Annotated in this window: 21 protein-coding genes; 11 read left to right on the forward strand and 10 right to left on the reverse strand. The window is 72.3% G+C overall.

Annotated elements, in window-relative coordinates; genetic code table 11:
* Positions 1-12: 12 nt before the first annotated feature.
* From OG710_RS14245 to OG710_RS14255, 3 genes are all read right to left on the reverse strand, one after another.
* Complete coding sequence (locus OG710_RS14245; RefSeq protein ID WP_239225275.1) at positions 13-231, reverse strand: DUF6458 family protein; 219 nt, start codon at positions 229-231, stop codon at positions 13-15.
* A gap of 161 nt (positions 232-392) precedes the next feature.
* Positions 393-1,691, reverse strand: a complete 1,299-nt coding sequence (locus tag OG710_RS14250; protein ID WP_330239665.1) for a M18 family aminopeptidase — start codon at positions 1,689-1,691, stop codon at positions 393-395.
* A 129-nt stretch (positions 1,692-1,820) separates the two neighbouring features.
* Positions 1,821-3,647 carry an acyl-CoA dehydrogenase gene (locus tag OG710_RS14255; RefSeq protein WP_330239666.1) on the reverse strand — a complete coding sequence of 609 codons (1,827 nt, stop codon included), beginning with the start codon at positions 3,645-3,647 and terminating at the stop codon, positions 1,821-1,823.
* Positions 3,648-3,795: 148 nt separating this feature from the next.
* Here OG710_RS14255 and OG710_RS14260 point away from each other — a divergent pair, with 148 nt between their 5' ends.
* The 3 genes from OG710_RS14260 (at position 3,796) to OG710_RS14270 (ending at position 6,592) form a co-directional block, all read left to right on the forward strand.
* Complete coding sequence (locus tag OG710_RS14260; RefSeq protein WP_111329853.1) at positions 3,796-4,248, forward strand: SseB family protein; 453 nt, start codon at positions 3,796-3,798, stop codon at positions 4,246-4,248.
* Positions 4,249-4,435: 187 nt separating this feature from the next.
* Entirely contained in the window at positions 4,436-5,392 is a 957-nt protein-coding gene (locus tag OG710_RS14265) for a pirin family protein (protein WP_330239667.1), read from the forward strand.
* A 132-nt stretch (positions 5,393-5,524) separates the two neighbouring features.
* Positions 5,525-6,592 carry an AI-2E family transporter gene (locus tag OG710_RS14270; protein ID WP_330239668.1) on the forward strand — a complete coding sequence of 356 codons (1,068 nt, stop codon included), beginning with the start codon at positions 5,525-5,527 and terminating at the stop codon, positions 6,590-6,592.
* A gap of 6 nt (positions 6,593-6,598) precedes the next feature.
* Here OG710_RS14270 and OG710_RS14275 read toward each other — a convergent pair whose 3' ends face one another.
* Positions 6,599-8,743, reverse strand: coding sequence for an ATP-binding SpoIIE family protein phosphatase (locus OG710_RS14275; protein ID WP_330239669.1), 2,145 nt, complete (start codon positions 8,741-8,743; stop codon positions 6,599-6,601).
* A 151-nt stretch (positions 8,744-8,894) separates the two neighbouring features.
* Here OG710_RS14275 and aspS point away from each other — a divergent pair, with 151 nt between their 5' ends.
* From aspS to OG710_RS14295, 4 genes are all read left to right on the forward strand, one after another.
* Positions 8,895-10,676, forward strand: coding sequence for an aspartate--tRNA ligase (gene aspS / locus OG710_RS14280; protein ID WP_111329861.1), 1,782 nt, complete (start codon positions 8,895-8,897; stop codon positions 10,674-10,676).
* A gap of 218 nt (positions 10,677-10,894) precedes the next feature.
* Positions 10,895-11,683 (forward strand): L,D-transpeptidase family protein, encoded by a 789-nt coding sequence (locus OG710_RS14285; protein ID WP_330239670.1) that lies wholly within the window; start codon positions 10,895-10,897, stop codon positions 11,681-11,683.
* A gap of 110 nt (positions 11,684-11,793) precedes the next feature.
* Positions 11,794-12,444 (forward strand): response regulator transcription factor, encoded by a 651-nt coding sequence (locus tag OG710_RS14290; RefSeq protein WP_330242249.1) that lies wholly within the window; start codon positions 11,794-11,796, stop codon positions 12,442-12,444.
* Positions 12,441-13,652, forward strand: coding sequence for a sensor histidine kinase (locus OG710_RS14295; RefSeq protein WP_330239671.1), 1,212 nt, complete (start codon positions 12,441-12,443; stop codon positions 13,650-13,652). Before OG710_RS14290 ends, OG710_RS14295 begins: the two co-directional genes overlap by 4 nt.
* Here the strand turns inward: OG710_RS14295 and OG710_RS14300 are convergent.
* A complete protein-coding gene (locus OG710_RS14300) occupies positions 13,586-15,127 on the reverse strand; it encodes a VWA domain-containing protein (protein WP_330239672.1) in 1,542 nt (513 codons plus the stop codon). The genes OG710_RS14295 and OG710_RS14300 overlap by 67 nt on opposite strands.
* A gap of 268 nt (positions 15,128-15,395) precedes the next feature.
* Here OG710_RS14300 and OG710_RS14305 point away from each other — a divergent pair, with 268 nt between their 5' ends.
* Entirely contained in the window at positions 15,396-15,803 is a 408-nt protein-coding gene (locus tag OG710_RS14305) for an RNA-binding S4 domain-containing protein (protein ID WP_330239673.1), read from the forward strand.
* A gap of 25 nt (positions 15,804-15,828) precedes the next feature.
* Here the strand turns inward: OG710_RS14305 and OG710_RS14310 are convergent, their stop codons facing one another.
* Positions 15,829-16,686 (reverse strand): hypothetical protein, encoded by an 858-nt coding sequence (locus OG710_RS14310; RefSeq protein WP_330239674.1) that lies wholly within the window; start codon positions 16,684-16,686, stop codon positions 15,829-15,831.
* Between the two features lie 122 nt (positions 16,687-16,808).
* Between OG710_RS14310 and OG710_RS14315 the strand changes: the two genes are divergently transcribed.
* Both OG710_RS14315 and OG710_RS14320 read left to right on the forward strand, forming a co-directional pair.
* Positions 16,809-17,225 carry a hypothetical protein gene (locus tag OG710_RS14315; protein ID WP_330239675.1) on the forward strand — a complete coding sequence of 139 codons (417 nt, stop codon included), beginning with the start codon at positions 16,809-16,811 and terminating at the stop codon, positions 17,223-17,225.
* A gap of 103 nt (positions 17,226-17,328) precedes the next feature.
* Positions 17,329-18,459 (forward strand): MerR family transcriptional regulator, encoded by a 1,131-nt coding sequence (locus tag OG710_RS14320; RefSeq protein ID WP_330239676.1) that lies wholly within the window; start codon positions 17,329-17,331, stop codon positions 18,457-18,459.
* 60 nt (positions 18,460-18,519) lie between these two features.
* Here the strand turns inward: OG710_RS14320 and OG710_RS14325 are convergent, their stop codons facing one another.
* The 3 genes from OG710_RS14325 to OG710_RS14335 all read right to left on the reverse strand — a co-directional run bounded on the left by OG710_RS14325 (position 18,520) and on the right by OG710_RS14335 (position 20,803).
* Positions 18,520-18,942, reverse strand: coding sequence for a universal stress protein (locus tag OG710_RS14325; RefSeq protein WP_111329879.1), 423 nt, complete (start codon positions 18,940-18,942; stop codon positions 18,520-18,522).
* A 119-nt stretch (positions 18,943-19,061) separates the two neighbouring features.
* On the reverse strand, positions 19,062-19,715 hold the full coding sequence (locus OG710_RS14330; RefSeq protein WP_330239677.1) for an FMN reductase: 654 nt from the start codon (positions 19,713-19,715) through the stop codon (positions 19,062-19,064).
* A gap of 2 nt (positions 19,716-19,717) precedes the next feature.
* Positions 19,718-20,803: an LLM class flavin-dependent oxidoreductase gene (locus tag OG710_RS14335; protein ID WP_330239678.1), complete on the reverse strand. Its 1,086-nt coding sequence runs from the start codon at positions 20,801-20,803 to the stop codon at positions 19,718-19,720.
* A gap of 164 nt (positions 20,804-20,967) precedes the next feature.
* Between OG710_RS14335 and OG710_RS14340 the strand changes: the two genes are divergently transcribed.
* A complete protein-coding gene (locus OG710_RS14340; protein ID WP_330239679.1) occupies positions 20,968-21,162 on the forward strand; it encodes a DUF6126 family protein in 195 nt (64 codons plus the stop codon).
* Here OG710_RS14340 and OG710_RS14345 read toward each other — a convergent pair.
* The gene (locus OG710_RS14345; protein WP_330239680.1) at positions 21,119-23,104 is read right to left on the reverse strand and encodes an NAD-binding protein; all 1,986 of its coding nucleotides are present in this window, start codon (positions 23,102-23,104) and stop codon (positions 21,119-21,121) included. The two genes, OG710_RS14340 and OG710_RS14345, sit on opposite strands and share 44 nt — an antisense overlap.
* Positions 23,105-23,130: the final 26 nt, after the last annotated feature.

Here is a 23,130-nt window from a genome sequence, read left to right on the forward strand (position 1 = left end):
GATCGCGCCCGGTCACAGGTGCCGTTCGTCGTCGGACACCACCGTCGTGGTGGGCGGTACGACCATGCGGCGGCGCCGGATGACGCTCGCGTAGACGCAGACACCGATGATGCCGACGATCATCATGATCCAGCCGACCAGATCAACGTTGACGCTGTCCATGTGCCAGTCGGTCGCGAAGGCGAGGATCGCCCCCGCGCCGATGAGGATGATGCATCCTCCGAGTCCCATGAATCCCGCCTCCTCGGCGGCCCGGCACCTCCGGGCCGTGTACGGAGCGCGTACCCTGCGCGGCAACGAGCATGCGCGGGGCGTGGGTTGGCGCGTACCGTGCGCCGGGCCGGGGCCCCCGCCGGCTCCTGGCCGGCCCCCGGCCTCGCGGCCTCGTTCCGTCAGCCCGTCAGAAACGCCGCCAGGGCGTTCGCCAGCAGGTACGGGTCGTCCGCGCCGCAGAGTTCGCGGGCGCTGTGCATGGACAGGATGGCGACGCCGATGTCCACGGTCTTGATGCCGTGGCGCGCGGCGGTGATGGGGCCGATCGTCGTGCCGCAGGGCATCGCGTTGTTGGAGACGAACGTCTGCCACGGCACGCCCGCCTTCTCGCAGGCCGCGGCGAACACGGAGCGGCCGGCACCGTCCGTCGCGTACCGCATGTTGACGTTGACCTTGAGGATGGGGCCGCCGTTGAGGACCGGGTGGTGCGTGGGGTCGTGGCGCTCCGCGTAGTTGGGGTGGACCGCGTGGCCGGTGTCGGACGAGAGGCAGACCGTACCGGCGAAGGCGCGGGAGCGGTCCTCGTAACCCCCGCCCCGGGCGAAGACCGACCGTTCCAGGACCGTGCCGAGCAGCGGCCCGTCCGCGCCGGTGTCGGACTGCGAGCCGTTCTCCTCGTGGTCGAAGGCGGCCATCACCGGGATGTACGGCAGCTCGGCGTCGGGCTCCCCCGCGACGGCGGCGAGCGCCGCGGTCGCCGCGTGCACCGAGAGCAGGTTGTCCATGCGCGGACCGGCCACCAGCTCGCGGTCGCGGCCCAGGTAGGACGGCGGCTCGACGGGGTGCGGCATGAGGTCCCAGCCGGTGATGTCCTCGGCGTCGACGCCCGCCTCATCGGCGACGAACCGGATGAGGTCGCCCTCCGCCACGTCCCCGAGGCCCCAGATGGGCTGCATGTGCTTCTGCCGGTCCAGCTTGAGCCCGTCGCTGTTGACCGACCGGTCCAGGTGCACGGCGAGCTGGGGGACGCGCAGCAGCGGCCGGTCGACGGAGACCAGCCGGTCCGTGCCGTCGCGCAGCGAAATCCGGCCGGCGAGACCGAGGTCGCGATCCAGCCAGGTGTTGAGCAGGGTGCCGCCGTAGATCTCCACGGCGATCTGGCGCCAGCCGTACGCGCCGGTGTCGGGCAGCGGCTTGACCCGGAGGTTCGGCGAGTCGGTGTGCGCGCCGACGATCCGGAACGGGGTGTGCGCCCCGGCGCCCTCCGGCACGTACCAGGCGACGATCGCGCCACCGCGCAGAACGTACTTGCCACCTGTGGTTCCGTCCCAGGCCGCGGTCTCCTCCAGCTGCCGGAATCCGGCCTTCTCCAGTCGCGCGGCGGCGGTCGCCACGGCGTGGTACGGGGAGGGGGAGGCCATCAGGAAGGCCATCAGATCGTCGGTGTGCCCGCGGTCGAAGCGGGGGGAGGAACTCATGTTCTTCACTGTAGCCAGACGTGGCCGAAAGGATTCCCCGTCGCCCCCGCCCGGCTCCGGGCATCGTCCGGCCGCCGCCGCCCGGACGGAGGTCCGGACGGCGGCGGCCGTGGAAGGTGCGGAAGGCGCTTAGAACGCGGCCTCGTCCAGCTCCATCAGCGCATTGTCGACGGACTCGGCGAGCGCGCGCTCGGTGCCGACACCGGGCAGGACGTTCGCGGCGAAGAACTTCGCGGCGGCGATCTTGCCCCGGTAGAAGGGGACGTCCTTCGCGGAGGCGTTCGGCAGCTTCTCGGCGGCCACGGCCGCGCCCTTGAGCAGCAGGTAGCCGACGACGACATCGCCGGAGGCCAGCAGCAGGCGGGTGGTGTTGAGGCCCACCTTGTAGATGTTCTTGACGTCCTCGCCGGTCGCGGTGAGGTCGGTGATCATCGTGCCGACGATCGCCTCCAGGTCCACCGCGGCCTTCGCGAGGTTGTCCAGCGCGCCGGACAGCTCCTCGTTGTCCTGGGCGCCCGCGAGGAACTTCTTGATCTCCTCGGAGAGCGCGTTGAGCGAGGCGCCCTGGTCGCGGACGATCTTCCGGAAGAAGAAATCCTGGCCCTGGATCGCCGTCGTGCCCTCGTAGAGGGTGTCGATCTTGGCGTCGCGGATGTACTGCTCGATCGGGTACTCCTGGAGGTACCCGGAGCCGCCGAACGTCTGGAGCGACTGCGCCAGCTGCTCGTAGGACTTCTCGGAGCCGTAGCCCTTGACGATCGGCAGGAGCAGGTCGTTGAGGCCGTGCAGCGCCTTGGCGTCCTCGCCGGCCGCCTCCTTCTCCTGGATCGCGTCCTGGACGGAGGCGGTGTAGAGGACGAGGGCGCGCATGCCCTCGGCGTACGCCTTCTGCGTCATGAGCGAGCGGCGCACGTCGGGGTGGTGCGTGATGGTGACCTTGGGCGCGGCCTTGTTCATGAACTCGGACAGGTCGGTGCCCTGGACGCGCTCCTTGGCGTACTCCAGCGCGTTGAGGTAGCCCGTGGAGAGCGTGGCGATGGCCTTCGTGCCGACCATCATGCGGGCGAACTCGATGATGCGGAACATCTGGCGGATGCCGTCGTGCTTGTCGCCGATGAGCCAGCCCTTGGCGGGGTGGCGGTCGCCGAACGTCATCTCGCAGGTGTTGGACGCCTTGAGGCCCATCTTGTGCTCGACGTTCGTCGCGTACACGCCGTTGCGCTCGCCCAGCTCGCCGGTGGCCCAGTCGAAGTGGTACTTCGGGACCAGGAAGAGGGAGAGGCCCTTGGTGCCGGGTCCGGCGCCCTCGGGGCGGGCCAGCACGTAGTGGAGGATGTTCTCCGACATGTCGTGCTCACCCGAGGTGATGAAGCGCTTCACGCCCTCGATGTGCCAGGAGCCGTCCTCCTGCTCGACGGCCTTCGTGCGGCCGGCGCCGACGTCGGAGCCGGCGTCCGGCTCGGTCAGCACCATCGTCGAGCCCCACTGCTTCTCGACGGCGATCTCGGCGATCTTCTTCTGCGCCTCGTTGCCCTCCTCGAAGAGGATGCCGGCGAACGCCGGGCCCGAGGAGTACATCCAGACGGCCGGGTTCGCGCCGAGCAGCAGCTCCGCGTAGCCCCAGATCAGGGAGCGGGGCGAGGTGGTGCCGCCGATCTCCTCGGGCAGGCCCAGACGCCAGTACTCGGAGTCCATGAACGCCTGGTACGACTTCTTGAAGGAGTCGGGGACCGGCGCGGTGTTGGTCTCCGGGTCGAAGACCGGCGGGTTGCGGTCGGCGTCGGCGTAGGAGTCGGCGAGCTCGTTCTCGGCGAGACGGGCGATCTCCTCAAGGATGCTCTTCGCCGTCTCGACGTCCATCTCCGCGAACGGTCCGGTGCCGTACAGCTTGTCCCGCCCGAGCACCTCGAAGAGGTTGAACTCGATGTCGCGGAGATTCGACTTGTAGTGCCCCATGGGAAGGCTCCGTAATCAATAGCAGTGGCGCGCAGCGCCCCGTGGAGGGGTGGCCCGGACGTATCAGCTGACCTCTACGATGATGCTACCCGTCAGTAATAAGGCGCAACCCCTCAAGCCCTACATGTGGCCGATTACTCTTTGTCCCATGTACGGCTACGACCAGAACCAGGGCGCGCAGCAGCCTATGCAGCAGCCGATGGGGGGCGGCTACGGCGAGCAGCCGCTGTACCCGGAGCCCTCGCCGCCCTCGCTGGGCGACGCGGTACGGGCCTTCACGACCGGCTCGCTGTCCGCCGAGGACTTCCAGCAGATCTTCGCGACGTCGAAGGTGTACTGCCCGCGCGGCGACAACCCCGGTTTCCTGGCGCTGCACAACACCCAGCAGCCCGTGATCCCGATGTTCACCACGCTCAAGGAGCTGCGGCTGTACGCGGGCAAGGAGTCCAAGTACTTCGTGATCACCGGCGCCGAGGTGATCGACCTGCTGCCCACCGGCTACGGCTTCGTCCTGGACATGGAGGGCGAGCACCGGATCGTGTTCGACGCGAAGGCCGTCGAGCAGATGGTCGACTTCGCGATGCGCCGCATGTACGGCTGACGCGCCGCGTCCACGGCCGATCCGGCCGGGGCCGACAGCTTCCCGAAGACCTTTCGAAGGGGTCCGTACCGCCGCCGGTACGGGCCCCTTCGGGCTGTCCGGGGCCGGGCGGGAATGGACGACGCCTTGCAGGATGTTCAGCATTCAACTAAATTGAACGCAGAACACTCCCCCGGAGGTGGCTCCCATGCCCGCAGTGACCGTCGAGAACCCGCTGACCCTGCCCAAGGTGGCCGCTTCCGGCGACGCCGCGGCCCGCCCCGTACTCGCCGTGACCACGGCGCCGAGCGGCTTCGAGGGCGAGGGCTTCCCGGTCCGCCGCGCCTTCGCGGGGATCAACTACAAGTACCTCGACCCGTTCATCATGATGGACCAGATGGGTGAGGTGGAGTACGCGGCCGGTGAGCCGAAGGGCACCCCCTGGCACCCGCACCGCGGCTTCGAGACCGTGACGTACCTGATCGACGGCACCTTCGTGCACCGCGACTCCAACGGCGGCGGCGGCACCATCCAGAACGGCGACACCCAGTGGATGACCGCCGGCAGCGGGCTGCTCCACATCGAGGCGCCGCCGGAGTCCCTGGTCATGTCGGGCGGCCTCTTCCACGGCCTCCAGCTGTGGGTGAACCTGCCCAAGGCCGACAAGATGATGGCCCCGCGCTACCAGGACATCCGCGGCGGCCAGGTGCAGCTCCTCGCCTCCCCGGACGGCGGCGCGCTGCTCCGGGTCATCGCCGGTGAGCTGGACGGCCACGAGGGCCCCGGCATCACGCACACCCCGATCACGATGATCCACGCCACCGTGCGCCCCGGCGCCGAGGTGACCCTGCCCTGGCGCGAGGACTTCAACGGCCTCGCGTACGTGCTCGCCGGACGCGGCTCCGTCGGCGCGGAGCGCCGGCCGGTCCACATGGGCCAGACCGCCGTCTTCGGCACCGGTTCCTCGCTGACCGTGCGCGCGGACGAGAAGCAGGACGGGAACACCCCGGACCTGGAGGTCGTGCTCCTCGGCGGCCGTCCCATCCGCGAGCCGATGGCGCACTACGGGCCGTTCGTGATGAACAGCCAGGCCGAACTCAAGCAGGCCTTCGAGGACTTCCAGGCCGGCCGCCTCGGCACCGTGCCCGCCGTCCACGGCATGTGAGCCGCGGCCCGGCACGCGTCGCCGCCGTGCGGCCGGAGCCCGGCCCTCCCTCCCCCGCCGCCGTATGACACCCCGTCACTCGTACGGCGGCGCGGGCGGGACACCGCCGGCGAGGCGTGATCGGCTGGCAGGGTGCAGACCCACGAGCCCCTCCTGCCGGACGGCGCCCGGCGGACCGCCGCCTGGTGCGGCGTCGTCCTGCTGGTCACCGGCGTCGCCGCCGTCGCCGTCTGGCTGTGCGTCGTCTTCAAGACCGCCGTCACCCCGGTGCTGCTCGCCCTGCTCGGTACGGCGCTGCTCGGTCCCGTCCACCGCCGGATGACCGCCCACGGCGTCAACCGCTCGGTGGCCGCCGGGATCACCTGCGCGCTGCTGCTGGCCGTGGTCGGCGGCGCCGGCTACATCGTGGTCTCCGCGCTCGTCGAGACCGGCGACCAGATCGTGGCCTCGCTGAAGGACGCCGGGCAGTGGGTCACCGACCACGTCCGGGTCGCGGGCGACCTGAGCATGGACGACCTGGAGGCCAACGGCCGCAAACTGGTCGAGAAGTTCGGCGCGAGCGCGGCGGGCGGCCTCCTCACCGGAATCAGCTTCGTCGGCTCGCTCGTCGCCACCAGCATCCTCGCGCTGCTGCTGACCTTCTTCTTCCTGCGCGACTCCGACCGCGCGGCGCGCCTCGCACACTCCATCGCCCCGCGCGGCACCGGGGACATGGTCGAGGCGATGGGCCGGCGGGCCTTCGAGGCCGTCGAGGGCTTCATGCGCGGGACGACGCTCATCGCGCTGATCGACGCCGGCTGCATCACGATCGGGCTGCTGATCCTGCGGGTGCCCGGCGCGGTGGGGCTCGGCGCGCTGGTACTCGTGGGCGCCTACATCCCGTACCTCGGCGCGTTCATCTCCGGGGCGGTCGCGGTGCTGGTGGCCCTCGCGGACCGGGGCTTCGTGATCGCGCTCTGGGCGCTCGGTGTCGTCCTCGCCGTGCAGGTGCTGGAGGGCCACATCCTCCAGCCGATGATCCAGAGCCGCACGGTCCAGATGCACCCCGCCATGATCCTCATCGCCCTGACGGCCGGTGCGAGCGTGGCGGGCATCCTCGGCATGCTGCTCGCGGTCCCGCTGTGCGCGGCGGCCTTCGGCATCATCGGCGAACTGCGCAGTGCGGGGGCCGTGCCGGAGGCACCGGGGGACGGCGACTGACGGGGGTCAGATGCCTTCCGGCTCCTCGAAGGCGTCCAGGTCGGGCACGGCCGGTTCCGGCTGCCGGTCCTCGTTCAGCTCGAACCAGATCGACTTGCCCGCGCCCTGCGGATCGACGCCCCACTTGTGCGCCAGCATCTCCATCAGGACCAGGCCCCGCCCGCTGGACGCCAGCTCGCCCGGCCGCCGCTTGTGCGGCAGCTCGTCGCTGCCGTCGGCCACGTCCACCCGCAGGCACCGCTCACCGGGCGGCCCGGTCGCCTGGGCGACCATCAGCGCGTCGCCGTCCGTGTGGACCAGCACATTGGTGGCCACCTCGGAGAGCAGCAGCACCGCCGCGTCCACCTGGTCGGGGTCGGCCCAGTCGTGCAGCAGCTCCCGCAGCAGCCGGCGGGCCGCCGAGATCCGCTCCGGCTCGGCCTGCGCGATGGTGAGCGCGGTCCGCCGGGACACGGACGGAGGCGCGAGGGTCGCGTCGCGGCGCAGCAGCAGGACCGCCACGTCGTCCTCGCGCCGGTCGGGGAGCGGTCCCGTCGTGTAGTGCGAACCGGGCCCGTGCACGGCCTGCACCAGCGCGTCCGCCAGCTTCTCCAGGTCGCCGGTGTGCTGTTCCAGGATCGGCCGCAGCCGGACCCAGCCGGTGGCGAGGTCGTGGCCGCCGGTCTCGATCAGCCCGTCCGTGCACAGCATGATCGTCTCCCCGGCCTCCAGCACGATCCGGGTCGTCGGATAGTCCGCGTCCGCCTCGACACCCAGCGGCAGCCCGCCCTCGGTCTGCCGGATCACGGCGGTGCCGTCCGCCGTCATCACCACGGGGTCCGGGTGGCCGGCCCGGGCGATCTCCAGCGTGCCGGTCTCCGGGTCGGCCTCCGCGTACAGGCAGGTCGCGAAGCGGGCCGCCGCGCCCTCCTCGTCGTCGCCGGGGGTGGTGAGACCGGACAGGAAGCGCGAGGCGCGGGCGAGCACCGCGTCGGGGCGGTGCCCCTCGGAGGCGTACGCGCGCAGCGCGATCCGGAGCTGGCCCATCAGCCCGGCCGCCCGTACGTCGTGCCCCTGGACGTCGCCGATGACGAGGGCGATGCGGCCGTTGGGCAGCGGGATCAGGTCGTACCAGTCGCCGCCGATCTGGAGGCCGCCGCCGGTCGGCACATAGCGCGCCGCCACGGTCATCCCCGGGATGTCGGGGCCGAGCGAGGGCATCATCGTGCGCTGGAGGCCCAGCGACAGCTCCCGCTCGGTGTCGGCGGCACTCGCCCTGGCCAGCGCCTGGGCGAGCATCCGGGCCACGGTCGTCAGCACCGACCGCTCGTCCGGCGAGAACGACACCGGGTGCCGGAACCCGGCCATCCAGGTGCCCATCGTGCGCCCGGACACGATCAGCGGCAGAAAGGCCCAGGAGCGGCGCCCGAACCGCCGGGCGAGCGGCCAGGTGGCGGGGTAGCGGTCGCGGTAGTCGTCCGGCGTGGGCAGATAGATCGCCCGGCCCGTCCGGACGACCTCGGCGGCCGGATAGTCCGTGTCCAGCGACATGTCCGTGAACGGGCTCTCGTCGCCCAGGCTGTGCCCGTGCTGGCCGACGATGGTCAGCCGCTCGCCCTCGACGCCGAAGACCGCCAGTCCGTCCGGCGAGAAGCCGGGCATGGAGAGCGAGTAGACGACCCGCAGCACCTCGGCGGTGGACCCCGCCTCGGCCAGGGCCCGGCCCGCGTCCAGCAGGAACGCCTCACGGGAACGCCGCCAGTCACCGGTGATCGCGGTGTGCGCGCCGGTGGTGCCGGGCGGCGGCTCGGCGACCTCCTGGAGGGTGCCGATGAGCACGTAGTAGTCCCTGCCGCCCTTCATCCCTCCGGCGTTCAGGACCGGCTTGGAGCGGCTGCGCACGGTCCGCAGGACCCGGCCGTCGCCGTCCACGATCCGCAGCCGGGCCTCGGCGAGGGTGCCCTCGGCCACGGCGAGGCCGATCACCCCGGAGATCTCGTTCCAGTCGACGGGGTGGAAGCGGGAGCGGACCTCGGACTCACGGAAGACGCCGGGCTCCGGGGGCAGCTCCAGCAGACGGGCGGCCGCCGCGTCGAGCGTGACCGTCCCGGCTGCGTTGTCCCAGCGCCACAGCCCGGTCCCGGTCGCGGCCAGCACATCCTCGGTGCGCATTGCCCCACTTTAAACCGGCATGGGGGTGAAGGGCAGTGGTGCGGATCTGCGGACGATCCCGACGCGGGGAATGACAATGAAACGCTTCGGTCGCGGGCGGTAGCCTGGGAGGGCTGAATTCTCCCCAACCGCGAAGACTGGATGAACGACGATGCATCGGTACAGGTCCCACACCTGCGGCGAGCTCCGCGCCTCTGACGTCGGCACCGACGTCCGGCTGAGCGGCTGGCTGCACAATCGCCGAGACCTGGGCGGCATCCTCTTCATCGATCTCCGCGACCACTACGGCCTGGTGCAGCTCGTCGCCCGCCCCGGTACGCCGGGCAACGAGGCGCTGGCGAAGCTCACCAAGGAGACCGTCGTCCGCATCGACGGCAAGGTTTCCGCGCGCGGCGAGGAGAACGTCAACCCCGAGCTGCCGACCGGCGAGATCGAGATCGAGGTCTCCGAGGTCGAGGTGCTGGGCGAGGCCGGTCCGCTGCCCTTCACGATCAACGCCGAGGACGGCGTGAACGAGGAGCGGCGCCTGGAGTACCGCTTCCTGGACCTGCGCCGCGAGCGCATGCACCGCAACATCATGCTGCGCTCCGCCGTCATCGCCTCGATCCGCTCCAAGATGGTGGCCCTCGGCTTCAACGAGATGGCGACGCCGATCCTCACCGCGACCTCACCCGAGGGCGCCCGTGACTTCGTCGTCCCGTCCCGGCTGAACCCCGGCAAGTTCTACGCGCTGCCGCAGGCCCCGCAGCAGTTCAAGCAGCTGCTGATGATCTCGGGCTTCGACCGCTACTTCCAGATCGCGCCCTGCTTCCGCGACGAGGACGCCCGCGCCGACCGTTCGCCCGGCGAGTTCTACCAGCTCGACGTCGAGATGTCCTTCGTCGAGCAGGAGGACGTCTTCCAGCCGATCGAGAAGCTCATGACCGAGCTGTTCGAGGAGTTCGGCAACGGCCGCCACGTCACCTCGCCGTTCCCGCGCATCCCGTTCCGCGAGTCGATGCTCAAGTACGGCAACGACAAGCCCGACCTGCGCGCCAAGCTGGAGCTGGTCGACATCTCCGACGTCTTCGCGGACTCGGAGTTCAAGGCGTTCGCCGGCAAGCACGTCCGCGCCCTTCCGGTGCCGGACACGGCGGGCCAGTCCCGCAAGTTCTTCGACGGCCTCGGCGAGTACGCCGTGGAGCACGGCGCCAGGGGCCTGGCCTGGGTCCGCGTCGGCGAGGACGGCGCACTGGCCGGTCCGATCGCCAAGTTCCTCACCGAGACCGACGTCAAGACGCTCACCGAGCGGCTGTCGCTGGTCCCCGGCCATGCCGTCTTCTTCGGTGCCGGTGAGTTCGACGAGGTCTCCAAGATCATGTCCGCCGTCCGCGTCGAGGCCGCCAAGCGCGCCGGCCACTTCGAGGAGGGCGTCTTCCGGTTCTGCTGGGTCGTGGACTTCCCGATGTACGAGAAGGACGAGGAGACCGGCCGGATCGACTTCTCGCACAACCCCTTCTCGATGCCCCAGGGCGGCCTCAAGGACCTGGAGGAGAAGGACCCGCTGGACATCCTCGCCTGGCAGTACGACATCGTCTGCAACGGCATCGAGCTGTCCTCCGGCGCCATCCGGAACCACGAGCCCGAGCTGATGATCAAGGCGTTCGAGATCGCCGGCTACGACCGCGAGACCGTGGAGCGCGAGTTCGCGGGCATGCTCAAGGCCTTCCGCCTGGGCGCCCCGCCGCACGGCGGCATCGCGCCGGGCGTCGACCGCATCGTGATGTTGCTGGCCGACGAGCCGAACATCCGCGAGACCATCGCCTTCCCGCTGAACGGCAACGCCCAGGACCTGATGATGGGCGCGCCCACCGTCCTGGAGGAGACCCGGCTGCGCGAGCTGAACATCCAGCTCCGCAAGCAGGCCGCTCCCGCGAAGGACGCCCAGAAGTAACCGCGCCACCTCTCGCAGTACGCGGTTTCACGTGAAACAGCCCCCGGCCGCCAGTGGCCGGGGGCTGTTCGCGTGACGGGCCGCGATCGGTTCCGAATAAGCACACGAATCACCTGAACAGCTACATCCGGATGGACCGCTCCCCGGATTGGGCGGCTGCGCGGACGGCAATGACTGGGTGGGCCGACACCGGAGCACCGACCGCTGAGGAGCCCGCCGTGCCCGTGCCCCCTGCGCACGCATCCCCGCGACTGCCGCACGCCGTCTGCTCCCTGGTCCTGCTCGCGCTGGTCACCGGCTGCGGGGCGGCCGGCTTCGCCGGTACGGGGACGAGCGACGCCTCCACGGACCGGGTACCGGTCAACGGCGTGCCGGGGCCGCCCGGAGCCGTCGCGGCCTCGCCGCTGCCCATGGAGATCCCCGGCCTGGGGCCCCGGACACGGGCGGCGATCCCGGCCGGTGCGCGGCAGGCGTTCGTGGTGACCGGTGACTCCCCGGACTCCAACCGCTCGACCGCCGTGCTCTACACCCGCGACGGCCCGACGGGTCCGGGCTGGCGTGCCTCGCTGGGGCCCTGGCCCGCCCACAACGCCCTGAACGGCTGGACCGGCGAGCATCTGGAGGGCGACCTGCGCTCACCGGTCGGCGTCTTCACCCTCACCGCCGCCGGGGGCCGCCTCGCACCCCCGGACACGGCGCTTCCGTACGACCTGAGCCCCGCCTTCGCCGTGACGGGCGACGGCTTCCACGGCGAACCGCTGGAGGGCTCCTTCGACTACGTCGTCGCCATCGACTACAACCGCGTCCCCGGCACCTCGCCGCTCGACCCCACCCGTCCCCTCGGCCCGGAGCGCGGCGGCGGCATCTGGATTCATGTGGACCACGGAGGGCCGACCCAGGGCTGCGTCTCGATCTCCGAGGACCGGATGAAGCAGCTCCTCGGCGCGCTGGACCCGGCCCTGGCGCCCGTCGTCGTGATGGGGGACGCGGCGTCGCTGAGCCGCTGAGAGGCCGGCCCCGTTGCGGAGCCGGGGGCTTCGGGGGAGGCCCCGTTCCCGCGACGACCGTGCATGCTGGGAGGGAGTGGACACGCATGCACGAGGCAGGGGACATCACGATGCGGGTACTGGTCGCCGAGGACGAGGAAATCCTCGCGGAGCTGGTCGCCACCGGGCTGCGGCGGGCCGGCTTCGCCGTCGACACCGTCTACAGCGGCGACGCCGCCCAGGCATACCTCGGATTGCACGACTACGACGTGGTCGTCCTCGACCGCGACCTGCCCCGGGTGCACGGCGACGACGTGGCCCGCGAGCTCGTCGCCTCCGGCTCCCGGACCAGGATTCTGATGCTCACGGCCGCCGCTTCCACGGAGGACCGGGTCGCCGGTCTCGACCTGGGCGCCGACGATTACATCAGCAAGCCGTTCGAGTTTCCCGAACTGGTCTCGCGCATCCGGGCCCTGCGGCGGCGCACCGCCCGGCCCGTACCTCCGCAACTGGAACGGTACGGCATCCGGCTCGACACCGTACGGCGGTCGGCGAGCCGGGACGGGCGGGAGCTGGACCTGGCGACCAAGGAGTTCACGGTGCTCCAACTGCTCCTGGAGGCGGACGGCGGGACCGTCGGCGCCGAAGAGCTGCTGGAGCGGGCCTGGGACGCCAACGCCGACCAGCCGGGGGCGGTCGTGGACTGCGTGGGCAAGCTGCGCGAGAAGCTCGGAGAACCGGCCGTGATCCGCACCGTCCAGGGCGTGGGGTACGCGCTGTGAAGCGGCCGGCCCGGCTGGCGCACTCCACGATCCGGACCCGCATCGCCCTCGTCTACGGCGGGGTCTTCCTCATCCTCGGCACGGCCCTGCTCGCCACCGTCAACCTGGCCTCCCGCGCCGGTACCGACTCGCAGGCCCGCGCCATCGCGGAGACCGCCGCCGTGGTCCAGCCCGGCTATGCCGTGAACGGCCCGCTGGTCAGCCGCCGCCGGCTCGGTCCGCCGACCGTCTACGACCTCACCGACCACGTCAGCGACGCGGCCGGCCACCAGCTGCTCATCTGGTCGGCGGCGGCCCTGCTCGTGATGACGGCCTGCGCGGTGGGCGTCGGCTGGTGGACGGCCGGCCGGGTGCTGCGACCCGTCCACGCCATGACCGCCAAGGCGCGCAAGCTCTCCGCGCGCACCCTCCACGAGCGGATCGCCTCCAGCGGGCCCGACGACGAGCTGAAGGAGCTGGGCGACACGCTGGACGCGCTGCTGGCCCGGCTGGAGAAGGCGTTCGACAGCCAGCGGCGGTTCATCGCCAACGCCTCCCACGAGCTGCGCACCCCGCTGGCCACCCAGCGCGCGGCGATCCAGATCGGCCTGGAGGACCCGACGCCGGAGGACCTCGTACGCACCCGGCAGACGCTCCTGGACAACAACCGGCGCAGTGAACGGCTCATCGACGGGCTGCTCGTCCTGGCGCGCAGCGAACGGGGGCTCGACAAGAGCGAGCGGGAGCCGGTGGACCTGGCGCGCGTGGTGGCCGAGGAGGCGGCCCGGCATCCGGGCGTCCGGCTGGACACCCAGCCCTGCCCGGTGCGCGGCAACCGGCAGCTGCTGGCCCAGCTGGTGGCGAACCTGCTGGCCAACGCGGTGACGTACAACGTGCCGGACGGGAGCGTGTCGGCGTCGGCGGTGCCGGTCGGCGGCGGGGTCCTCCTGGAGATCCGCAACACGGGGCCCGTGGTGGAGGCGGCGGACATCCCCGGCCTGTTCGAGCCGTTCCGCCGGGGCGAGGGAAAGGACCGGATGGGGCCGGGGTCGGGCCTCGGCCTGTCCATCGTGCGGTCGATCACCATGGCCCACGACGGTACGGTCACGGCGGTGCCGGGCCCGGAGGGCGGGCTCGCCGTGACCGTACGTCTGCCGGCCGGTCAGGAACCGTCGGCCGTGCCGCGCCCGGCGACCCAGGCGGGGAGCGCCGCGAGCAGCTCGCGGTAGAACGCGGTGTCCGCGACCTCGCGGGGGGCGGGGCCGGCGTGGAGGAAGCCGGTGTTCGGGGCGTCCAGCTTCCGCAGGAAGTCGAAGCCCTTGGCGTCCTTCTCGCCGAACGCGACGAACTGGAAGAACAGCGGCAGCCTCGCCGCCTCGTCGAGCGCTTGGCGCGCGGCCTGGCGGGCGTCCGGCGGGCCGTCCGTCTGGAACACGACCAGGGCGGGGCCGGTCGAGCCGGACGCCTCGTAGTGCGCGACGACCTCCTCGACCGCGCGGTGGTAGTTGGTCCGGCCGAGCCGGCCGAGGCGCGCGTTCAGCTCGTCGATCCGGCCCTCGTGGCCGTCGAGCCCGACCGTGCCGGTGCCGTCGATCTCCGTCGAGAAGAACACGACCTGCACGGTGGCGCTCTCGTCGAGGTGCGCGGCGAGCGCGAGGGTGCGGTCGCCGAGGTGCTGGGCGCTGCCGTCCTTGTAGAACGGCCGCATCGAGCCGGAGCGGTCCAGGACCAGGTAGACGGTGGCCCGCAGCCCGGTCAGCCCGTGCGCCTTCAGCCCGGCCTGCGCGGCCTTGTACGGTCCGGCCAGCTCGGGCGCCCGCGCCTTGACCTTGGCGAGGGACAGCGCGGGCTTGCCGGCGGGGGCGGCCGGGGCGGGGGCGGGGGCGGCCGGGGCCGCCTCGGGTTCGGGTTCGGGCTCCGGCTCCGGGTCGATGTCGATGGTGATCGCCGCAGGCGCGGCGGCCTCCGGCTCCGGCTCGTTCACGGGCTCGGGCTCGGCGACGGGCTCCGGCTCGGGCGCCGCGCTCGGGGTGACCGGCTCGGGTTCCGGCGCGGCGCTCGGGGTCACCGGCTCGGGCTCGGCGACGGGCTCGGGCTCAGGGGCCGGGGTCGCGGCCTCCGGCTCCGGGGTTGCGGCCTCCGCGACCGGCTCGGGTGCGGGCGCCTCCGCCACCGGCTCCGGGGCGGCGGCCTCTGCGGCCGGTGCGTCCGCCTCGGGCTCCGCGACCGGTTCCTCCGCAGCGTCGGCCTTCGCGTCCGCGTCGGCCTTCGCGTCTGTCTCGGGCTTCGCGTCGACCTCCGCGTCCGCCTTCGCGGGCGCTTCCGGTTCCGCAGGAGTCACGACCTCCGCGTCCGTCTCCGAGGTCGCGGTCGGGGCCTCCGGTTCCGGGGTGGCCTCCGTGTCCGCCGATTCGCGCGGGCCCTTGCCCTGGGCGGGGACCGTGGGCGGGGTCGGGTTGTCGAATGCGGCCGCGACCAGGTCGGCCGCCGCCCGTTCGCTGTCGTCCGACGACGCGGGGGCCGGGACCGAGATCCGGGCGGGCGTCTCCGTCTTCTCCTCCGCCGCCGGCTCGTCCACCGTCACCGACTCCGGCTCTGCGGGACGGGAGCGATCGCCCTGGGGCGGGACCGTGACCGTGGTCGGCTCGTCCTGTTCCGTGCGGTCACGGCCGAACACCTTGCGCAGCAAGCTCCGAATGCCCATGGGCGAGCCTTTCGCATGAGTTGGTTGCGATGAATGTCCGTACTGCGGGAATTGATCCCTGGCCAGGGCGGATACGTAAGGTTAGCGGCCGGATCAGGACTCCCGGCGGCACGGCCCGCATGTGGGACCGCGGAGCCGTCGGCCGGGCACGGGGCGGGTCCGGGGCGCAGGTACGGGCGTTGACGGAACCCGCACGTCACCTGCGTGGCGGGGGCGCGGAGTTGACGCGGGGACGGGCCGGCCGCCCGTACCGCTTACAGTCGGACGCATGGTTTCCGGTGAGGCTCCGCAGACGGAGGGCAGTGTCCGGGTCGATGTCTGGATCTGGTCGGTCCGGCTCACGAAGACCCGCGCGCAGGCCGCTGCCGCCTGCCGGGCGGGTCATGTGAAGGTCGCGGGCGAACGGGCGAAGCCCGCGCAGTCGGTGCGCGTCGGCGACGAGGTGCGGCTGCGGCACGCGGGCCGGGACCGGATCGTCGTCGTGTCCAGGCTGGTGAAGAAGCGGGTGGGGCCGCCGGTGGCCGCCGAGTGCTTCGTCGACAACAGCCCGCCCCCGCCGCCGCGCGAGGCGGCCATCCAGATCCCGGTGCGCGACCGGGGCGCGGGCCGGCCGACGAAACGCGACCGCCGCGAGATGGACCGGCTGCGCGGACTGGGCCCCGGTCCCGTGGACTGACCACCGCGCAGGTCCCGCCGCCCCCTCACCCCGGTCGCCGCGTCCGGTACCTCGCCGCCGTCGCGCACACCGCCGCCGCCACGCCCACGCCGAGGACGATCCACACCGTCGTGCGCAGGGAGGCGGTCAGCGCGTCGTAGACCGCCGCCGCGGCGGCCTTGTCGCTCGCCGGGACCTCGTTCAGGACGCGGTTGCGGGCCAGGGCCAGCAGGCCGCGCAGCAGCAGCGCGCCGAGCGCGAACCCGGCGCCCGTGACGGCCACGGCGCGCAGGCCGCGGGCGGGGCCGCCGCGCAGCCAGGACACCGCGATGACGAGCAGCGCGAGGACGAGCGTGCCCGCGGCCGGCCAGACGCTCGCGGCGCGCAGCCACCGGAAGGTCTGCCGCAACTGGTCCGCGCGGTCGGCGGAGACCAGCTGGATGTCCGTGTGCTGGACGGGAATCCGGTCGGCGAACGGCACCCCGTTGTCGACCAGGTTCTTCTTCACCTTCTCCGTGACGGGCGCCAGGTCGATGGTGACGCTTTCGCCGCTGCTGCCGTCCAGCGCGGCGGTGACCGTCTCGTGGGCCGTGCGGTTGGCCGCGGTCCAGGCGGCCCGGAAGGCGTCGGTGGTGGTGAAGGAGCGCACGGCCTGGTGCAGGAACTCGCGGACGGTGGACCGGAGCGGCCCCACGTCGATCTGCTTCATCGCGTTGTCGGTGATCAGATCGGCGACGGTGTCCCGCACATCGGAGTCGTCGGCGAGCGGGGCGACGGCGGCCACGTACCGGTCGGTGTCGTCGATCTCCAGATCGACCCAGGCGGACAGCGCGGCGAGCGGCACCAGGACGGCCAGCAGCACCAGCAGTACCGCCGAGAGGGCCACCGAGAAGTACGTCCGCACCTCTCCAGGGAATCCCGGATGGCGGCGCCGCGCTCCGGGCCCTGGGCCATCCGAGTTGCCGGACGGGCCGTCCAGGTGTGCCCTGGAGGGACAGCGGGGGGTGATGGAAGGAGCTCTCTGCCATGGCCTCACACGCTTCGGTGCAGGCGCGCGGAAGGCACGCGTCCCCCCGGAACCGCCCCGGTACGACCCGGCACCATCCCGTCATGAGCTGGGCCGTTCCGGCCACGCTCGGGCTGATCCTGGGCTGCTACGCGACCGCCATCGTGCGCGGCGGCGGGGTGCTCACCGGCACCAGGCTGGCCCTCGGCCTGGTCTCCGGCGCCGTGCTCGCCGTGCTCTGCTTCGGGCTCGGCCGGATTCAGAACCGGCTGCCGCGCGAACTGCGGGCGGCCGCGTACGGGGTGCTGACCGGCGGGTCCATCGGCTTCCTGTACAGCCTGTCCGGTGCCAGCATCCTGGCCGCGTCGGTGGTCGGGCTGTTCCTCGGAATCGGCGGACTGCTCACCGCGTACTACTACTTCTACACACACGAGTAGCCCCGCGCGCGCCCCGCGCCGCAGGCGCTCGTCGTCGATCCTTGACCTTCTCCACGGGGGAAGGCCAAGGATCGAGTGTGCCGGGGCGGGAAGTCCGCCCGGTATGGGGAGGCGTGCGGTGACGACGGACGACGGGCGGGGGCGGGGCCCCGGTGCGGCACTGGTGACGATCGGGGCGTTCGCCCGGCTGTCCCGGCTGTCCGCCAAGGCACTGCGCCGCTACGACGAGCTCGGCCTGCTGCCGCCGGCCGTGGTCGATCCGGTGAACGGCTACCGGTACTACGACCCGGCGCAGGTGCGGGCGGCCCGGCTGGTGGCCTGGCTGCGCCGGATCGGGATGCCGCTCGCCCGGATCAAGGAGGTGATCGCGCTGGAGCCCGGCGCGGCCGCCGCGGCGATCCGGGCGTACTGGGCGCGCGTCGAGGCGGAGACGGCGGCCCGCCGTGACCTCGCGGCCTTCCTCATCGACCAACTGTCGACGGAGGACGTCATGACATCGGTGGGCACACTCGGAATCCGCTACGCGGCCGGCACCGACACGGGTGCGGTACGGCCGGTCAACCAGGACGCGGTCTACGCCGGCGCCCGGCTGCTCGCGGTCGCCGACGGGTTCGGCGAGAGCGGTGCGGGGGCGAGCGCGGCGGCGATCGAGGCGCTGAAGCCGGTCGCGCCGGGGGCGGTACCGGCGGCGGAGCTGCTGAACGCCCTGCACGACGCGGCGGAGCGCGTCGCCCTCGCGGTACGGGAGGCGGTCGCGGGGAGCGGCGGCAGCGGGGCGCCGGAGGAGTCCGGCACGACGCTGACCGCGATGGTGTGGACGGGCTCGCGGCTGGGCCTGGTGCACATCGGGGACTCGCGGGCGTATCTGCTGCGCGAGGGCGAGCTGTTCCGGATCACGCACGACCACAGCCTGGTCCAGTCGATGGTCGACGACGGCTCGCTGACGGAGGAGGAGGCGTTCTCGCACCCGCAGCGGGCGATGCTCCTCAAGGCGCTGTCCGGGGACGGCCCGTACGGCGGGCCCGACGTGGACGTCCGGGACGCGCGGCCCGGCGACCGCTATCTGCTCTGCTCGGACGGGCTCTCGGCGGTCGTGGACGGCGGGGAGCTGGCGCGGGTGCTGGCCGCGGCGGACGGGCCGGGCACCGCCGTGCGCGGGCTGATCGAGCTGGCGCGGGCGGCCGGCGCGCCGGACAACGTGGCGTGCGCGGTGGCGGACGTCGTGGAGCTGTGAGCACAGGGGTGGGCCCCCGCACCACGCGTGGTGCGGGGGCCCACCCCGTAATGCCGTGTGTCAGTTGCGGACGACGGTCACCGGGCACGAGGCGTGCTGGGTGACGTGCAGGCTGACCGAGCCCAGCAGGGTCGCCTTGAAGCCGCTGTAGCCGCGGGCGCCGACGACCAGCAGGTTCGCGCCCTCGGAGCGGTCGAGGAGGGCCTGCGCCGGGTTGCCGATCACGACGACCTTGCTGACGGCGGCGGCGCCCGCCGCGCCCAGCGCCTCCTCCAGCGTCTCGGTGAGCGACACGGTGGCCATGGCCTGCGGGTCGAAGTCCTCCGGCAGGCCCGGCATCATCGACGCCCAGCTGGTGGCGGGGTACTCCCAGCTGTTGACGGCTTCCACCGTGTCGCCGGTCAGCTCCGCCTGGCGCACGGCCCAGTGCAGTGCCCTGACCGACGGCTCGGAGCCGTCGACGCCCACCACGATCCTGCCCATTTCTGCCTCCAGCTGGGTTCTGCGGTTGTGCTCGCGCGTTGCTCGCATTGGTGCTCGCCTCACGCCTTCCCGTACGACTGTATTCAAAACGGGCCAAACGGCGATTTCCGCAGGGCCGGTCAGGCCGGGCGGAGTGCGGCGAGCTGCTGCTCGAAGGGGATCACCTCGTCGTCCAGGCCGGGGTTCCGGGCCGCCCCGGAGACCGCGCGGCCGCCGGTGACGGCCAGTGCCAGTTCCCCGCCGGCGCGCCGGATGCGGGCCGGCAGCCCGTCGGCGTACGCGTCGCCCGCCGCGCCCCAGTCCTCGGACGCCGCGTACACCGAGGTGGGCAGCGTGACGGCGCGCAGGTAGGCGAAGAGCGGGCGCATGGCGTGCTCCAGGACCAGCGAGTGCCGGGGGGTGCCACCGGTCGCGGCGATCAGGACCGGCTTGCCGGTCAGCGCGGTGTTCTCGACCAGGTCGAAGAAGGACTTGAACAGCCCGCTGTACGAGGCGGTGAAGACCGGGGTGACCGCGATCAGGCCGTCCGCGCCCGTCACCGCGGCCAGCGCGTCCTCCAGGGCGGGCGGCGGGAAGCCGGAGACCAGATGGCCGGCGATGTCCGCGGCCAGGTCGCGCAGCTCGATCACCCGGACGTCCACCGGGCGGTCCTGCTCGGTCTCCAGCCGCTCGCGGGTCGCGGCGGCCAGCCGGTCGGTCAGCAGCCGGGTGGAGGAGGGGTTGCTCAGGCCGGCCGAGACGGCGACGATCCTCAGCGGTTCGGTGGCGAACACGGTCAGCTCTCCTTCTTCAGGGTGGCGGCGTAGGCGGGGTGCAGCGGCGCGGTCTCGGGGACCCCGGCCGGCCGCAGGGCGGCGAACTCCTTGCGCAGCACCGGGACGACCTCCTCGCCGAGGATGTCCAGCTGCTCCAGGACCGTCTTCAGCGGCAGTCCCGCGTGGTCCATCAGGAAGAGCTGGCGCTGGTAGTCGCCCACGGCGTCCCGGAACGTCAGCGTCCGCTCGATGACCTCCTGCGGGGAGCCCACGGTCAGCGGGGTCTGCCGGGTGAAGTCCTCCATCGACGGCCCGTGCCCGTAGACCGGGGCGTTGTCGAAGTACGGGCGGAACTCGCGCACCGCGTCCTGCGAGTTCTTCCGCATGAACACCTGGCCGCCCAGGCCCACGATCGCCTGCTCGGCGGTGCCGTGGCCGTAGTGCGCGTACCGCTGCCGGTACAGCCCGACCATCTTCTTCGTGTGCTCGATGGGCCAGAAGATGTTGTTGTGGAAGAAGCCGTCGCCGTAGTAGGCGGCCTGCTCGGCGATCTCCGGGGAGCGGATGGAGCCGTGCCAGACGAACGGCGGCACGCCGTCCAGCGGGCGCGGGGTCGCGGTGAACGACTGGAGCGGCGTACGGAACTTGCCCTCCCAGTCCACGACGTCCTCCCGCCACAGCTTGTGCAGCAGGGCGTAGTTCTCGATGGCGAGCGGGATGCCCTGGCGGATGTCCTTGCCGAACCACGGGTAGACCGGGCCGGTGTTGCCGCGCCCCATCATCAGGTCCACGCGGCCGTCCGCGAGGTGCTGGAGCGTGGCGTAGTCCTCGGCGATCTTCACCGGGTCGTTGGTGGTGATCAGCGTGGTCGACGTCGACAGGACGATGCTCTTCGTCTGCGCGGCGATGTAACCGAGCGTGGTCGTCGGGGACGACGGGACGAACGGCGGGTTGTGGTGCTCACCGGTCGCGAAGACGTCGAGCCCGACCTCCTCGGCCTTGCGCGCGATGGCGACGGTGGCCTTGATCCGCTCGTGCTCGCTCGGCGTCGTACCGGTGGTGGGGTCGGTGGTGACGTCCCCGACGGTGAAGATCCCGAACTGCATGGCGTCCGCCTCCTGCTCGGTATTGTTGAACGTTGAACTAACTGGACACACCCTACAACGGACCACCTCCCTGACCTATTCCGCCGCACTCCGACCCCCGCGACCGGCGGATGCGTACCCTGGACGGGCGGCGGCCGCAGGGGCCCCCGGCGAACGGAGGGACCATGAGCGGCACCGGCACGACGGGCGAGGGCACGGCTGCCACGCCCCGTACCGAAGCCTCACCGGCCGCCGGCGGCACCGAGCGCTGGAAGGAACGGGGCGTCGCCCTGCGCGTAGGGGTCTACGTGTTCGCCACGCATCTGTTCGCCGGGTTCATCTGGGTTCTCTTCTACGTGGGTGAGCACGCGAAGAAGTAGCGCTCCCGCGCAGCAGCTCGGCCAGGCCCCGGCGGGTCGCCGCGATGATCACGCGGTCCGTCGGGCGCAGCACGTAACCGGGGTGGAGGTTCCACACCAGGGCGCCCTGCTCCGCCGTGCCGGTGGCGGCGGGGTGCGGCGGGGCGACATCCAGCGCGAGCACCCGCCACGCACCGGAACGGAACGCCTGTTCCACCGTACGGCCCTCCAGCTGGGGATGCCCGCCGACCTCGATCGCCGCGAACAGGAGCACCTTCCGCTCGACCGGGATCGCCCCCAGGATCTGCCGGCCCATCATGGCGACCGCGAACGACGGACCGGCCAGATGGGACACCGAGCGGGAGCGGGTGATGGCCTGCGGGTGGGCCGTGCGCAGAGTGCGGTAGACGGCCGTGGCGAACTCGTCGTCGAACAGCCGCACCGTCACCCGGAGGTTCGGCTTCAGGGAGCGGGCGTAGAGCGCGGCCTCCAGGTTCGTGGTGTCGGCGCTGGTCAGCGCGAGGAGCCCGCGCGAGCGGCCGATCTTGGCCGCCTCCAGTACGCCTTCGTCCGTGACGTCACCGAGGACCACCGGCACATGCAGCCGCCGCGCCACCGGGATGCCGCGCGCCTCCGGGTCCTCCTCCACGCAGACCACCGGCACGCCCAGCTCCCGCAGATGCACCAGGACACGGGTGCCGATCTTGCCGAGGCCGAGCAGCACCACATGGCCGGACAGCCCGCGCGGCGGCCGCCGCAGCGAGGAGGCGCTGCGCAGCGAGCCGAACATTTCGAGGACCCCGGCCACCAGCAGCGGCAGCAGCATCAGGCCCGCGACGCCGGAGAGGATCTGGATGATCTGGCGGGCGGTGGGCTCACCGATGGCCGGGTCGCCCATGGCGAACAGGTCGAGCAGGGTGAGGTAGGCGGCGTGCAGGGCGTCGTCGCCCGTGGTGACCGACGAGGCCACCGCGAGACCGAGGACCGCGAGACCGACGCCCAGCGCCGACCAGCGCAGCCGGCGCGAGAAGAACTGGCTCAGCGGGGCGCTGCGGCCGCCCATCCGGGGCTTGGGGGCATCCGAACCGGACTGGGTGACCGTCTCCAGGACGACCGTGCCGCGCCCGGTGGCGGCGGCGATCTCCGCAGGGCCCGGCAGCAGCTGCGGGCCCTCGGCGCCGCTGCTGTCGGAGCCCTCCGTACCGGCCGGGTCGTGCGTGGTGGAGGAGAGCAGGGCCAGCGTGCACAGGCCGGGGTCGGCGACCTGGCCGCCGCGCGGCGGGGTGCGCTCGGCGGCCCGCAGGAACAGCCCCTCGGCGCGGATCACCCGCGTCGGCCCGGCGAGCGCGGTGGCCGCGAGGGCGGGGGCCGCGGTGTCCGCGTCGGACAGGACCGTGGTGGAGGCGTCGATCGCGGCCGGGTCGCGGCCGGGCGAGGCGACGGCGGCGGCCTGGTCGAGCAGGGTCTCCAGATGCTGCCCGAGCTTGCGGTTGTAGAGCCGGATGACCAGCCGGACGCACGGGTTGAGCCGGCGGGCGGTGAGCGCGGCCCGGATGTTGCGCTCGTCGTCGTCGTAGACGAGGGCCACCGCCGAGGCCCGCGCGATGCCCGCCTCCTCCAGCGACTCGTCGGACGGCTCGGCCGCCTGGAGGATGCGCACCGGCTCGACGCCGGCGTTGGTGTCCCCGTCCGAACCGTGCGGCAGGCCACCGCCGTTGCGGTTCATCGCCGACGCCATCCGGCCGAACAGCGCGGCGGCCCGGCCGCGTCCGTTCAGCGGGGCGTCCGGCCGGGCCGCCGCGCCCGGCTCCGGCGGCACGACCAGGGTGACCCGCTCCCCGTAGACGTACCGCAGCTCCACGGCGAGCCGCTGGGCGAGCGCGTCGTCCCCGCAGACCACCATGTGGCCGGAGAACGGGGAGGGTTGGGGTTGCTGGGGGAATGAGGACACGTGGCCCAGCATGCCTTGCTCCCTTCCGGTGATCGGCG

This window comes from Streptomyces sp. NBC_00525 (genome assembly GCF_036346595.1).
GTDB lineage: Bacteria > Actinomycetota > Actinomycetes > Streptomycetales > Streptomycetaceae > Streptomyces.